Below are 12,882 nucleotides of genomic sequence, written 5' to 3'. Positions count from 1 at the left end.
AAACCGCTTGCCGACCAATGACCGCCGAAGTTCTCCCCTCCCCTGTACCCCGCGATATCGAAACCATCTCGCTGATCGGCTTCGTGCACGGTGTCTCGCACTTTTTCCACCTGCTGCTGCCGCCGCTGTTTCCATGGCTGATGCCTGAATTCGGCCTGAGCTTCACCGGCATAGGCACGACGATGAGCGTCTTCTTCATCGTTTCCGGCATCGGCCAGGCGGCGGCCGGCTTTCTCGTCGACCGCTTCGGCGCCGTCCGTGTGCTGGCCGCCGGGATCACCTGTTTTGCGCTGGCCGGCGTCGTGCTGCATTTCGCGACCGGTTACGCCTCGCTGGTCGCCGTCGCCGCGCTCGCCGGGCTCGGCAACAGCGTTTTCCACCCGGCCGATTTCACGGTACTGAACCATCGCGTGTCGCCGCCACGGCTGGGCCATGCCTTTTCGGTGCACGGGCTGTCCGGCAACCTCGGCTGGGCGGCGGCGCCGATCTTCCTGACCGGCATCGCGGCGGCCGCCGGCTGGCGCAGTGCGGCGCTCGGTGCCAGCGTCGTCGCCCTGCTCGCCCTCGGGCTGCTGCTGTGGCGCCGACAGGCGCTGACCGATGCGGAACCGCATGCCGCCAGGGCGGCCGGCGATGCCGGGCCGACCTTCGCCTTCCTCGGCTCGAAGGCCGTCTGGCTGTGCTTCCTGTTCTTCCTGCTGATCACCAGCGCGTTCGGTGCCATCCAGAATTTCGCCAGTCCCATCCTGCAGGCGGTCTATGGCCTGTCGCTGACCACCGGCGCGCTGGCCCTCTCGACCTACCTGACGGCCGGCGCCGCCGGCATCGTGCTTGGCGGCTTCCTGGCCCAGAAGCAGGCGCAGGATCTGCTAATTGCATTGGCCCTAGGTGTCGCCGCACTGCTCGCGGTGCTGCTCGCCAGCGGCTGGCCGCCGGCCTGGAGCATTCTCCCGCTGATGGCCGGCATCGGCTTCTGCACCGGCACCGCCGGGCCGTCGCGTGACCTGCTGGTGCGCCGCGCCGCCACCGCACGCTTCGGCAAGGCGGCCTACGGGCGCGTCTACGGCTTCGTCTATTCCGGCCTCGACCTCGGCCTGGCCACGGCGCCGCTGATTTTCGGCGGCCTGATGGACGCGCACCGCTTCGGCGACGTGTTGATCGGCGTCGCGCTGCTGCAGGGTCTGGCCATCTTCAGCGCGCTGCGCGTCGGCAAGACGGCCTGAGTCCGCCTGCTGCGGTCGACCGGAAAAAAAGGGTAAAAATCGGAACCCGGGCGCTACAGGCCGCGCGCCCAGGCCGGCCTCAGGTGGGCCGCGGCGGGCGCGGCGATCGCCTGCCGTACTTGCGCCAGCAGGCGTTCCTTATCCGCTCCTAGCGTGCCCTTGAGGACCAGCCAGTTGGAGGCGTGGTCGCTGCGGAACACCGTACGTTTCAGTTCCAGGGCCGACAGGAAATGTTCCATCTCGACGAACAGTTCATGCTGGTCGAGCGGCTCCCATTCCGGAAAGCCGGCGCGCAGGCGCTGCTCACCGTGCGGGAAGCTGACGACCAGCGTCGCCAGGTATTCCGGCTGCGTGGCGTTGGCCAGCCGGGCCGAATTTTCGGCATGCTGGCGGGTGTACACCTTGCCGCCGAGGCCGTTGAGGATCATCACCGAACGGGTGATGCCGGCGGCGCCGAGCTTGTCCAGCGCCTCGCGCGTGGTTTCGAAGGTTTCGCCCTTGTTGACCGCAGCCAGCACCCGGTCGTCGCCCGATTCGGCGCCGACATAGACCATGCTCAGGCCGGCGGCAGCCAGTTCGTCGATTTCCGCCTGCGATTTCTTGCGCAGGTTGCGCGGCAGGCAGTAGCTGGAAATGCGCCGTACCGCCGGCATGTGGGCGCGGATCGCTTCAAGCACGGTCAACAGCCGCCGGGTCGGCAAAACCAGGGCATCGCCGTCGGCGAGGAAGACGCGGCGCACCCGGTCGCCGTAGCGCTCGCCGGTCAGGCGGATGCTTTCCATCACCTCCGCTTCGTCGCGCGCGCGGAATTTCTTTTGCGGTGCGGTGTACATCTCGCAGAAGGTGCACTTGTTCCACGAGCAGCCGTCGGTAACCGGCAGGATCAGCGATTCGGCCTCGCTCGGCGGACGGAAGACCGGCTCGACGTAGCGGATGGGAATCATGCGAAACGGCTGCTGAAGGCCGCGGGCGCCGCCGCGGGTTTGCGCGCGCCATAGTCGAAGAAGATGATGCCGGTCTTGCCGCGCGCCACCTCGCGCCCGCTATCCTGTTCGCTGGCGCGCCAGACGAGGTCGCAGCCGTACTTGTTGAAGTCGTGCGCCGTCATCTCGAAGCGCAGCACTTCGCCGTGGAAGGCTTCGGAGCGGTACTGGACGGCGGCATCGGCGACGATGATGCCGAGCCCCTCGACGTCGAGCTCGCTGTAGCCGAGCGATTTGAAGAAGCGGACGCGCGCCTCGGAAACGAGCGAGAGCAGCGCCGAGTTGTCGAGATGGTTGCCGTAGTTGATGTGGTTGATGTAGATGGTGAGCGCCGTCGAGAAGACGAAGCGCTCGGGCAGGTCGATCAGGATGCGGGCCAAGAAAGTCACCAGGTCGGAAGTTGGGGTCGGGCAACGACTGTAGCGCCTGCCCCCGGCCGGCGCAAGGCGGCGCTCAGGCCGGCGCCAGCCCGGCGGCGAGGAAATCCATCAAGGCCCGGACGCGGTAGGGGACGTGCCGGTTGCTGGCCAGCATGGCGTAGATGCCGAGTTCGGGCATCGGGAAATCGGCAAGGATTTCCTCGATGCGGCCGGCGGCGATGAAGGTGTCGGTAATGAAATCCGGCTGGCAGGTGATGCCGAGCCCCTGCGCCGCGGCCTCGGTCATGACGTCGCCGTTGTTGGCGTTGATCCGGCTGCGCACCTGCAGGCTTTCCAGCTGGCCGTCGATCATGAACTGCCAGGGCATGGTGGCGCCGGCGTTGGTGTAGCCAAGGCATTCGTGGTGCGCCAGTTCGGCCGGCTGTTGCGGTCGACCGTGGCGGGCGAGGTATTCCGGCGCCGCGACGACCTGCATGCGGGCGGTGCCTATCCGGCGCGCCACGTCGCCCGGCTCCAGACGCCGGGTGATGCGGATCGACAGGTCGACTCCCTCCTCGATCAGGTTCACCCGGCGGTCGGTGTAATCCATGTCCAGGCTGATCTCCGGGTAGCGCTGCGAGAAGTCGAGCAGTAGCGGTGCCAGGCGCTTGAGGCCGAAGCTGAGCGGCAGGCTGATGCGGATGTTGCCGCGAGGGGTCAGGCGCTCCTCGGCGACGCCGGTCTCGGCAGCCTCGACCAGGTTGAGGATGACCCGGCATTTTTCCAGGTAGGCGGTGCCGGCCGAGGTCAGCGACAGGCGGCGCGTGCTGCGCGCCATCAGCTTGACGCCGAGGTGCGCTTCGAGCGCGGCGATCTGCCGCGTCACCACCGACCGGGCGACGCCGAGCTGCTGCGCCGCGGCGGAAAAGCTGCCGAGTTCGGCAACGCGGATGAACAGGTGCATGGCATCGAGGCGGTCCATTGTTGCAATTCCGGCAATGAATATTTGCACATTGTCTGCTATTTCGCTGCAAAAAGGGGGACTAAAGTACGTCCATCGCAACCGGAGCAGATCACATGACCCCGACCCCAACCGCCCTTTTCGTCCCGCACGGCGCACCGACCTTCGCGCTGCGCCCGGGCGCCGCTGGCGCGGCCCTGGTCCGTCAGGCGCAGGCGCTGCCGACGCCGCGTGCCATCGTCATCGTCAGCGCCCACTGGGACACCGCCGTGCCGACCGTCGGCTTCGCCGACCGCCCGGAAACCATCCACGACTTCTGGGGCTTCCCGGACGAACTCTACGCCCTGCGCTACCCGGCCACCGGCTGCCGCGAGGCCGCCGAGGAAGTCGTCGCTGCCATCCGCGCCGCCGGCCTGCCGGTCGACAAGGATGCCGGCCGCGGCCTCGACCACGGCGCCTGGGTACCGCTGCGCCTGATGTTCCCCGACGCCGACGTGCCGGTCATCCCGCTCTCGATCCAGAGCCGCGGCGGCCCGCAGCAGGCCTGGGCACTGGGCCGGGCGCTGGGACCACTGGCGGCCAGGGGCTTCCTGGTCATCGCTTCCGGCAACGTCACGCACAACCTGCGCGACTACCAGACGGTAGCGCGCAGCGGCGGCCAGACACCGGCCTACGTCCGCCAGTTCTCGGACTGGATGGCCGAACACCTGGCCAGCCACGACATCGAAGCGCTCCTCGACTACCGCCGGCAGGCACCGGGCGCCGTCCAGGCCCATCCGAGCGACGAACATCTGCTGCCGCTCTACGTCGCCCTCGGCGCCGGTGGCGAAAGCGCGCAGGCCCGGCGCTTCCATGCCGGCATCGACGACTACGTCATCGCCATGGATGCCTATTCATTTTTGCCCCAATAAGGAGGTCGACCGTGACCAACACCTACACCCCCACCGCCAAGAGCCTGCACTGGCTGATGGCCATCCTGCTCTTCGGGCTGCTGGCGCTCGGTTTCTACATGCACGACCTGCCGCTGTCGCCGCAAAAACTGCAGTTCTATTCCTGGCACAAGTGGGCCGGCGTCACCGCCTTCCTGTTGGTGCTGGTGCGGCTCGGCTGGCGCGTGACGCACGTGCCGCCCGCGCTGCCGGGCAGCATGCCGAAGCTAATGCAGTACGCCGCCCATGCCGGCCACTTCATGCTTTATGCGCTGATGCTGGCGATTCCGCTGAGCGGCTGGCTGATGAGCTCGGCCAAGGGCTTCCAGACGGTGTGGTTCGGCGTCCTGCCGATCCCCGACCTGCTCGACAAGAACAAGGAACTCGGCGACCTGCTGGCCCAGGTTCACAAGATTCTCAACCTGCTGTTCGTCGCTGTCATCGTCAGCCACATCGGCGCCGCCCTGAAGCATCACCTCATCGACAAGGACGACATCCTGACCCGGATGTTGCCCAGGCACTGATCCCCAAGGAGAAAACCATGAAACGTTTCATTCTCGCCCTCGCGCTCGCCGCCGGCCTGCCCTTCGCCGCCAGTGCCGCCGAATTCAACCAGGTGCAGACCGACAAGAGCGCCATCTACTTCACTTACCAGCAGATGGGCGTCAAGATGGACGGCCGCTTCAAGAAGTTCGCCGCCAGGCTGAATTTCGACCCGGCCAGGCCGACCGAGGCCAAGGCGACCTTCGACGTCGACCTCGCCAGCGTCGACACCGGCGCCCCCGAGGCCGACGAGGAAGTCGCCGGCAAGCCGTGGTTCAACACCAAGGCCTTCCCGACCGCGCAGTTCGTTTCCGGCGCCGTCAAGGCGCTCGGCGGGAACCGCTACGAGGTGGCCGGCAAACTGACGATCAAGGGCAAGACCCAGGACGTCGTCGTCCCCGCCACCTTCACGGCACAAGGCGCCACCGGCGTCTTCGACGGCTCCTTCACCATCCGCCGCGGCGATTTCTCGATCGGCGAAGGCGCCTGGGCCAAGTTCGACATCGTCGCCAACGACATCCAGATCAAGTTCCGCATCACCGCAGCATCCGCCAAGTAACCCCCCAACCCCAAGGAGAACCACCATGCAGAAACTGACCAAGCTCGCCGCCGCCCTCGTCCTCGCCACGGCCGCCGCCGCTCCGGCATTCGCGTCGCCCGAGACCTACACGCTCGACGGCACCCACACCTTCCCGCGCTTCTCGTACAACCACTTCGGGTACTCGACCCAGCTCTCGCGCTTCGACAAGACGACCGGCAAGGTCGTCCTCGACAAGGCAGCCAAAACGGGTGCGGTCGACGTCGAAATCGACACCAAATCCGTCAATACCGGCTACTCGACCTTCAACGAGCACATCCAGGGCGAGGATTTCCTCGACACCGCCAAGTACCCGACCGCCACCTTCAAGTCGACCAAGGTGGTTTTCGAGGGCGACAAGCCGGTGGCCGTCGAGGGCAACCTGACCCTGAAGGGCGTCACCAAACCGGTCACCCTCAAGGTGACCTCGTTCAAGGCCATGCCCCACCCGATGCTGAAGAAGGACGCCATCGGCGCCAACGCGACGACGACCGTCAAGCGCACCGATTTCAACATGGGCAAGTACGCGCCGAACGTCGGCGACGAGGTGACCATCGACATCGCCATCGAAGCGATCAAGCAGTAAGCTGCCACGATCCGCATCGCGCACGGCGGGGCTTCGCAAGCGGCCCCGCCGTTTTTTTGCGCCTGCTCAGCCGCCGTCGCGCAGCGCGCTTGCCGGATCGGTCCACGGCAGGTCGAGCGCCTCGGCGACCGCCCGGCAGGTGACCCTGCCGCGGTCGACGTTCAAACCGGCCCGAAAATGCGGATCGCTCGCCAGCGCCTTCCGCGCCCCCTGCTCGGCCAGCGCCAGCACGAACGGCAGGGTGGCGTTGTTGAGGGCGAAGGTAGAGGTGCGCGGCACCGCCCCCGGCATGTTGGCGACGCAGTAATGGACGATGCCATCGACGACGAAGGTCGGATCGGCATGGGTCGTCGGGTGGCTGGTCTCGAAGCAGCCGCCCTGGTCGATCGAGACGTCGACCAGCACCGAGCCGGGTCGCATCCGCTGCAGCACTTCCCGCCGCACCAGTCGCGGCGTCGTCGCCCCGGCCACCAGCACCGCGCCGACCGTCAGGTCGGCGTCGACGACGCTGGCCTCGATCGTTTCCGCCGTCGACCGCAGCGTGCGCACCCGGCCGCGGAACTGCTGGTCGATGAAGCGCAGGCTTTCCGGTGAGCGCGCCAGCACCGTCACCTCGGCACCGAGGCCGGTCGCCATCCGGGCGGCGTTGTAGCCGACGACGCCGGCGCCGAGAATCACGACCTTCCCCGGCGCCACCCCGGGCACGCCGGCCAGCAGAACGCCCGAACCGCCGCGCGGCTTTTCGAGGCAGGCGGCGCCGGCCTGGATCGCCATGCGGCCGGCCACCTCGCTCATCGGCGCCAGCAGCGGCAGGCCGCCGGCGGCGGCGGTCACCGTCTCGTAGGCGATCGCCGTCACGCCGGAGGCGAGCAGCAGCGCGGCCTGCGCCGGATCGGGCGCCAGGTGCAGGTAGGTGAACAACACCTGCCCGGCCCGCAGTTGCCGGCATTCGTCGGGCTGCGGCTCCTTGACCTTGACGATCAGTTCGCCGCGTGCGAAGACCTCGCCGGCGCCGGCGACGATTTCGGCGCCCGCCGCCACGTAGTCTTCGTCGGCCAGCCCGATCGCCGCGCCGGCGCCTTGCTGGACGATGACGCGATGGCCGCGGACGACCAGTTCGCGAACGCTGGCCGGCACGAGGCCGACGCGATATTCGTGATTCTTGATTTCCCGGGGAACGCCGACGAGCATGGGAGCCTCCTTGCCGACCAGTTGCGCGCATCGATGATCCGCGCCGGCCGGACTGTCGGCGCGTCGCGGTAAGGGGTAATCTAGCAACAAATATCCGAAAAGCACACGACCGCATGCCAGTACCCGACGAACTGCCCGCCGCGTCGCTCTGCACCGCCTGCGACCCGGCATCGCTCGCCTTCGCGACCACCGCCGAACTGTCTGAACTCGACCCGGCGCTGATCCACCCGCGCGCCGTGGAAGCGCTGCATCTCGGCCTCGACATGCCGCACGGCGGCTACAACCTGTTCGTCCTCGGCGAAGCCGGCAGCGGGCGCCATGCCATTGTCGCGCAGCTGCTGGCAGCGGAAAGCCAGCACGGCGCGCCGCCGGCGGATTGGTGCTACGTCCTCGATTTCGCCGACCCGACGCGGGCGCGCCTGTTGCGGTTGCCCTGCGGCCGCGGCGCGCAGCTGTACCGCGACATGCAGGAATTCGTCGCCGAAATCACCACCGCCATCGCCGCCGCCTTCGAAAGCGACGAATACCGCGAACGCATCGAGTCGCTGCAGGAAGATGAGAAGCATCGCGAGGAAGCCGCCCTGCGCCAGCTCGGCGAGGAGGTGCAGCAATCCGGCGTCGCCCTGCTGCGCACGCCGCACGGCTTCGTCTTCGCGCCGATGAAGGACGGCAACGACACCCTGTCGCCCGAGGAGTTCGCCGCGCTGTCGGACGAGCGCAAGGACGAACTCCAGGCGACGATCCGCGACTGCCACGAACGGCTGCACAAGCTGGTCAACGAATTCCCGCACTGGCGGCGCGAGGTGCAGAAATCGATCAAGGAAATCGGTAGCGACGCCCTGCGCCTCGCGGTCGGCCACCTGATCGAGGAGATCAAGTGCCATTACGCCGACCTGCCCGACGTCACCGCCTACCTCGACGCGGTCATGCAGGACATCCTCGACAGCGGCCGCTCGATCCACGAGTCGACCAAGACCGAGGACGACACCGAAACGACGCTCTACTCGAGCACCATTTCGGTCCAGCGCTACTGCGTCAACCTGCTGGTCGAGAACCCCGCCAGCGGCGAGCGCCCGGTGATCTACGAGGACAACCCGACGCTGCAGAACCTGCTCGGGCGCATCGAGCACCACGTGCACATGGGCACGCTGGTCAGCAACTTCACGCTGATCAAGGCCGGCGCGCTGCACCGGGCGAACGGCGGCTTCCTCGTCCTCGACGCGCACAAGCTGCTGTCCCAACCCTACGCCTGGGACGGCCTCAAGCGCATGCTGCGGGCGCGGCAGGTGCGCATCGAATCGCTGGCCGAACTGGTCGGCGTCAGCAGCACGGTGCAGCTGGAACCGGAGCCCTTGCCGCTCGACCTCAAGGTGATCCTGATTGGCGAGCGGATGATCTACTACCTGCTCGCCGAACTCGATCCCGACTTCCTGTCGCTGTTCAAGATCAACGCCGACCTCGAAAGCGAAATCAGCCGCACGCCGGAAGCCACCGCCCAGTACGCCCGCCTGATCGCCACGCTGGCCCGCCGCGACAACCTCCGTCCGCTGTCGGCCGCGGCTGTCGCGCGCGTCATCGAGCACGCCGCCCGCCTGGCCGGCGACGCCGAGAAGCTGACCACCCAGACGCAGCCGCTGAGCGACCTGATGCGCGAAGCCGACCACGCTGCCGGCAGCGCCCGCGCGGCCCTGATCGAACGGGCGCACGTCGACGCCGCGCTGCAGGCGCACCGCCATCGCAACGAGCGCATCCAGGAGCGCTACCGCGAGGAAATCCTGCGCGGCCAGCTGCTGATCGCCACCGACGGCCTGCATGTCGGGCAGATCAACGGTCTCGCCGTCGCCATGCTCGGCGAGAGCACCTTCGCGCATCCGGTGCGCATCACGGCGACGGTCCGCATGGGCGAGGGCGAGATCATCGACATCGAGCGCGAGGTCGAACTCGGCGGCCCGATCCATTCCAAGGGCGTGCTGATCCTCTCCTCCTTCCTCGCCGCCCGCTTCGGCTGGGCCATGCCGCTGTCGCTGCGCGCCAGCCTCGTCTTCGAGCAATCGTACGGCGACGTCGAAGGCGACAGCGCCTCGCTGGCCGAACTGGCCGCCCTGCTCTCCGCCCTGTCGTCGATTCCGATCCGCCAGTCGCTGGCGGTCACCGGCTCGGTCAACCAGTTCGGCATCGTGCAGCCGGTCGGCGGCATCAACGAGAAGATCGAAGGCTTTTTCGAGATCTGCGCGGCGCGCGGCCTGACCGGAAAACAGGGCGTCATCGTGCCCGCGGCCAACGTCTGCCACCTGATGCTGGAGCAGCCGGTCGTCGCCGCGGTGCGCGAGGGGCGCTTCCACATCTGGGCCGTCCATGACACCGACGAGGCGATGGAACTGCTGACCGGCCTGCCCGCCGGCGAACCCGACGCCAAGGGCGAACTGCCGGAAGGCACGCTGAACTTCCACATCGCCATGCAACTGGCCGAACTGGCGCAGATGCACCAGGAATTGCTGCACCCGGCGCGCCCCGCCCGGGCCGGCAGGAAGAAGCCGAAGCCGGCCAAGGCCGCGCGCCCGGCGAAATAGCGGGAGCGCGCAGCGCCCCGGCTACCGACGCCCGTTCAACGGCTTAGCGCCCGACGAGGACCGTTCCGTGCCCGAGTTCATCTTCGCTTCCGAGGTGGCAGACCTGCTGCCGCCGGCGTTGCGCGGCCGCCCCGTGGTCGTCGCCGTCGCGCCGCACCAGAGCGCCAAGCACGCCATCGAGGCGCTCGGCGTCCCGCATACCGAAATCGGGGCGGTTGCGGTCAACGGTCAAAAAAGGCCGATTTCCACCCGGCTCGCCGCAGGCGACCGGGTCGAGGTGTTTCCCCGGGCGCCCGCCGCGGCTGTCCCCGGCGGCGAAACGCCGCGCTTCATCGCCGACGCCCATCTCGGGCGGCTCGCCCGCTACCTGCGCTTCGCCGGCATCGACACCCTGTGGAAGAACGCCTGGGACGACGCCGAACTGGTCGCCATCGCCGTCGGCGAGCGCCGCGTCGCGCTGACCTGCGACCGCGCCCTGCTGATGCACCGGACGCTGCGCGAGGGGTGTTACCTCCGCAGCCGGCAGCCCCTGGCGCAACTCGCCGCGGTCGCCCGCCGCTATGCGCTGGAGCTGGGCGCGCCGCAGGCCAGTCGCTGCCTCGAATGCAACGCCGTGCCGCGGCCCGTGGGCAAGGCCGAAATCGCCGCGGAACTGCTGCCGCGCACGCTCGCCGCCTTCGACGAATTCTGGCGCTGCCCCGGCTGCGCTCGCATCTACTGGCGCGGCTCGCACTGGCAGCGGATGCGGACTGCCCTTGCCACGGCCGTCCGCGCGCCGCCGGCTACTTCATCTTCGAACGCAGCCTGATCGTCTCGCCGGCCACCATGAAGGCGCCCCGCCCGCGGTGATGCAGGGTGCGCGGGGCAGCGACCGCCGGATCGATCCACGCCTTGACCACCTCGAGCACGAAGAAATTGTAGGTATCGACCAGTCGCGTGTCGGCGACTCGGCATTCGAGGCTGGCGTAGCATTCGCCGATCAGCGGCGCGCCGACCGTCGCCGCCGGCAGTGGCGTCAATCCGCTGGCAGCGAACTTGTCGACGTCGCGCCCGCTGCGGTTGCCGCAGGCCACGACCTGCCTGGCCAGATCCACGGTCGGGATGTTGAGGACGCATTCCCGCGTCGCCACCAGCGCCGCGAAACTGAAGTCGCGCCCGCTGACGACACACCCGACCAGTGGCGGCTCGAATTCCATCATCGTGTGCCACGACATGGTCATGACGTTGGCCCGCCCGTCCTGCGCCGTGGTGAGCAGCACCACCGGCCCCGGTTCGAGCAGGCGATAGACCCTGGACAACGGCAACGAGCGCTTGGTCATGCGGACCCCTCCTGTAGCCGTGCCAGTTTAAACCCGCGGCGAACCAGCGGTGTCGGGGCACCCAGGTTTCGCATCCGGCGCGAGCACAAAAATGGTGCCGGATACCCGGAATTGGTGCGTCGGACGCCGGCCGGGGCGCGCGCTTCTGCACCCTGCCCCGACGCGCCGCGATCGCATCCGGGCTGACGAAATCTAACCGCGCACTGTCGCGTTTGCTACACCGCCCGCCAGGCAGGCATATCGGGACGGCAGATTGCCCGGAAGTGCCGCCTGGCCGAACAGCAGCTCCTCGGCATCGGCCAGCGAAGCGCCCGTGGCCAGCACGTACTCGGACAGGCCGGCGAACGCCGCCAGGCGCATCCAGAACAGCGTTTCCTCGTTTATCCCGTTCGGCATCGCAGTTCTCCCGAGCGCCCCAGGGAATCCGCCAGTGCGCGATTTCCCGCGCCCGGCTGGCAAAACAACCGTCCCGCCTGTGAAAAATGCCGATTTGAAGCATTCATGATGCACCTCGCGTGTAGGCAAAAAACAGAAAATCACCAGCAAGCCGGAACATTCCTAGCAAGTTTCGGCCCAATGCCTTTTATCGCCGGGCATGCCAGGTTCCTGCAACGGCAACGCGACAAACTGCTAAAATGTTCATTGCTTTCAAAGGGAAATTCGACGTGCGTTGGTTGGCAATCGCGGCAGTCGCCGCACTCTCTTCATTCGGTGTCCATGCCTCGGAACCTGTTCCCGACGAGGCGACATCGCTTGTCGAGACCACCAGCGCAGATGCCGGCGTTACGGTAACGCCGATTCCGATGCCTGCCGCGGTAACCCAGCTGCTTCAACCGGTCAATCCCGATGCCAAGCTGAAGCAGGCGAAGAAGCTCAAGCAGGCGAAGAAAAAGCCGTTCCCGGCAACCATGCTCTCGCGCACCGAGCGGCAGCAGATGGCGCTGCTGTCTCCGAAGTCGACCGCGACGACCGAGCAGCCGCAACGCAAGCACCTGAACGACGAGCACAACGAGACCGGTTTCGACGACATCGCGCTGCACAGCTTCTACAAGCGCCCCCGCCTGATTTCGGATTCCGCGGACAACGACGAGGCGGACGCCATCGGCCTTTCGGACACGGTCAGGCTCAGGCTGTTCATGGCCCGCACGAAGGCCGTCGAAGCCCACGTGCTGGCGCAGGCAGCCGATGATTCGGCGGACGATCTGTCCGAAGCGGTCAAGCTGCGGCTGTTCATGGCCCGCATGAAGGCCGTCCAGGCCCACCAGAAGAAGTTTTCCTGAGCCGCGCGGCGCGCAAAACAAAAAGGCCATCCGACTGGATGGCCTGAATGTGCCTTTAAGCATTTCTTGCCCCGAAATAAAGCAATAACTGGCCAAGAAGGCCCCTGAAGCATACCTCTGGCTCCAGAAAAACGCTCCAAAACTCGCTGAAAACGATGGTCTCCAGCGCACTGAAAAGCATATCTTGGCCAATCGTGACAAAGTAAAGCAATTCGTGGCCAAAATAAATCTCAGCAAATTCAATGACTTTTCGACCATAAAGCCCCCAGGCAGAGCCATTGACCACCTAATACGCAGCAAAACCTCACCAACAGCCATCATCTACTCGATTTTTTCGAACCATTGGTCAGCAGTGGGTTGA

14 protein-coding genes are annotated in these 12,882 nt (G+C 67.0%); 8 read left to right on the top strand and 6 right to left on the bottom strand.

Annotated features, from left to right (window positions below; all coding sequences use genetic code 11):
• Nucleotides 1–17: 17 nt before the first annotated feature.
• Complete coding sequence (locus tag GH660_RS15735; protein ID WP_153147636.1) at nt 18–1,223, top strand: MFS transporter; 1,206 nt, start codon at nt 18–20, stop codon at nt 1,221–1,223.
• Nucleotides 1,224–1,276: 53 nt separating this feature from the next.
• On the opposite strand, the gene GH660_RS15730 is transcribed toward GH660_RS15735, so the two are convergent.
• The 3 genes from GH660_RS15730 to GH660_RS15720 form a co-directional block, all read right to left on the bottom strand.
• Nucleotides 1,277–2,167: a radical SAM protein gene (locus tag GH660_RS15730; RefSeq protein ID WP_153147635.1), complete on the bottom strand. Its 891-nt coding sequence runs from the start codon at nt 2,165–2,167 to the stop codon at nt 1,277–1,279.
• Complete coding sequence (locus tag GH660_RS15725) at nt 2,164–2,586, bottom strand: thioesterase family protein (RefSeq protein ID WP_153147634.1); 423 nt, start codon at nt 2,584–2,586, stop codon at nt 2,164–2,166. The genes GH660_RS15730 and GH660_RS15725 overlap by 4 nt, the downstream gene beginning before the upstream one ends.
• A 73-nt stretch (nt 2,587–2,659) precedes the next feature.
• Nucleotides 2,660–3,547: a LysR family transcriptional regulator gene (locus GH660_RS15720; RefSeq protein ID WP_153147633.1), complete on the bottom strand. Its 888-nt coding sequence runs from the start codon at nt 3,545–3,547 to the stop codon at nt 2,660–2,662.
• A gap of 95 nt (nt 3,548–3,642) precedes the next feature.
• Here GH660_RS15720 and GH660_RS15715 point away from each other — a divergent pair, with 95 nt between their 5' ends.
• The 4 genes from GH660_RS15715 to GH660_RS15700 are packed head-to-tail and all read left to right on the top strand — an operon-like array spanning nt 3,643 to nt 6,161.
• Complete coding sequence (locus GH660_RS15715; protein ID WP_153147632.1) at nt 3,643–4,437, top strand: class III extradiol ring-cleavage dioxygenase; 795 nt, start codon at nt 3,643–3,645, stop codon at nt 4,435–4,437.
• An 11-nt stretch (nt 4,438–4,448) separates the two neighbouring features.
• Nucleotides 4,449–4,979, top strand: coding sequence for a cytochrome b (locus GH660_RS15710; RefSeq protein ID WP_153147631.1), 531 nt, complete (start codon nt 4,449–4,451; stop codon nt 4,977–4,979).
• Between the two features lie 17 nt (nt 4,980–4,996).
• Entirely contained in the window at nt 4,997–5,557 is a 561-nt protein-coding gene (locus GH660_RS15705; RefSeq protein ID WP_153147630.1) for a YceI family protein, read from the top strand.
• Between the two features lie 25 nt (nt 5,558–5,582).
• Nucleotides 5,583–6,161 carry a YceI family protein gene (locus GH660_RS15700; protein WP_153147629.1) on the top strand — a complete coding sequence of 193 codons (579 nt, stop codon included), beginning with the start codon at nt 5,583–5,585 and terminating at the stop codon, nt 6,159–6,161.
• Nucleotides 6,162–6,227: 66 nt separating this feature from the next.
• Here GH660_RS15700 and ald read toward each other — a convergent pair whose 3' ends face one another.
• The gene (gene ald / locus GH660_RS15695) at nt 6,228–7,352 is read right to left on the bottom strand and encodes an alanine dehydrogenase (protein WP_153147628.1); all 1,125 of its coding nucleotides are present in this window, start codon (nt 7,350–7,352) and stop codon (nt 6,228–6,230) included.
• A 113-nt stretch (nt 7,353–7,465) separates the two neighbouring features.
• Here ald and GH660_RS15690 point away from each other — a divergent pair, with 113 nt between their 5' ends.
• Nucleotides 7,466–9,922, top strand: a complete 2,457-nt coding sequence (locus tag GH660_RS15690; RefSeq protein WP_153147627.1) for a Lon protease family protein — start codon at nt 7,466–7,468, stop codon at nt 9,920–9,922.
• Between the two features lie 67 nt (nt 9,923–9,989).
• Complete coding sequence (locus GH660_RS15685; RefSeq protein WP_153147626.1) at nt 9,990–10,730, top strand: Mut7-C RNAse domain-containing protein; 741 nt, start codon at nt 9,990–9,992, stop codon at nt 10,728–10,730.
• Here GH660_RS15685 and GH660_RS15680 read toward each other — a convergent pair.
• Nucleotides 10,705–11,241 carry a flavin reductase family protein gene (locus GH660_RS15680; protein WP_153147625.1) on the bottom strand — a complete coding sequence of 179 codons (537 nt, stop codon included), beginning with the start codon at nt 11,239–11,241 and terminating at the stop codon, nt 10,705–10,707. The genes GH660_RS15685 and GH660_RS15680 overlap by 26 nt on opposite strands.
• Before the next feature lie 192 nt (nt 11,242–11,433).
• Complete coding sequence (locus tag GH660_RS15675) at nt 11,434–11,637, bottom strand: hypothetical protein (protein ID WP_153147624.1); 204 nt, start codon at nt 11,635–11,637, stop codon at nt 11,434–11,436.
• 269 nt (nt 11,638–11,906) lie between these two features.
• Here GH660_RS15675 and GH660_RS15670 point away from each other — a divergent pair, with 269 nt between their 5' ends.
• Nucleotides 11,907–12,521 (top strand): hypothetical protein, encoded by a 615-nt coding sequence (locus GH660_RS15670; protein WP_153147623.1) that lies wholly within the window; start codon nt 11,907–11,909, stop codon nt 12,519–12,521.
• Nucleotides 12,522–12,882 lie beyond the last annotated feature (361 nt).

This window comes from Dechloromonas sp. H13 (assembly GCF_009469615.1).
In the GTDB taxonomy this organism is placed as follows: domain Bacteria; phylum Pseudomonadota; class Gammaproteobacteria; order Burkholderiales; family Rhodocyclaceae; genus Azonexus.
The sequence above is the reverse complement of the archived record's forward strand: the minus strand, read 5'-3'. Positions and strand labels throughout refer to the sequence as shown.